The organism is Campylobacter sp. S4:11 (genome assembly GCF_024723695.1).
Taxonomy (GTDB): domain Bacteria; phylum Campylobacterota; class Campylobacteria; order Campylobacterales; family Campylobacteraceae; genus Campylobacter_D; species Campylobacter_D jejuni_C.
This window is the reverse complement of record NZ_JANQDC010000080.1, coordinates 1-672: the sequence shown is the minus strand read 5'-3', so window position 1 is coordinate 672 and position 672 is coordinate 1. Positions and strand designations below refer to the sequence as shown.

Here is a 672-nt window from a genome sequence, read left to right as displayed (position 1 = left end):
AGCTAAAGGCTGATCTTTTTCAAATAATGCTTGAGTGTTTTTTAAAAAAAGTTCATTCATTGGGGTTACCTTGTTAGTTGAAAAAGTTCTACACTTTCATCTTTTATAGCATTGTCAAATACATTAAAAAGATGTAAAAGTATTTTAAAAGTTTCTTCATATATATTCAATAGTTCTCTCGTGATTTGCTCTTGTTCTTTTTTGTTTTTTGGGTTTTTGCACAACAAGGCATTAGTTTTTAATTCATGATGATACAAAATATGAGGATAAAGCTCATATGCTCCATTGGATATTTTATACAACTGTTTCTTAAATGCATCAAGTTGCCTAAATAGTGATTTAACTTTTAAATTAATTTTAGCTTTTTGAATTTTTTCTAAAAGAATTTGAGATTTATTAATATTATTTTGATTGTAAGAAAGTATTTTTTCCATATTTTTTCTTGTAGTTTTTAATTTGGCTCCGATTTTGGATGTGTTGGTATTAATAGTTTTAAATAAAGGCTTATTTTCTTTTAATAAATTTTCACATAATTCTTTAAAAGATTTTTCTATACTTCCTTCTATCCTAGCTCCACCTTCTGTGGCATTGTAGGTGGTAATATTTGATTTGTTTTTATGAACAATAATATCTTTTTCAAAAATATCTTTAAAAACTTTCCACCATTTATTT

General features: G+C 25.0%; 1 pseudogene. It reads right to left on the bottom strand.

Annotated elements, in window-relative coordinates:
* Nucleotides 1-65: 65 nt before the first annotated feature.
* Nucleotides 66-672 (bottom strand): annotated as a pseudogene (locus tag CAMP5053_RS08270) (hypothetical protein); the annotation flags it as partial.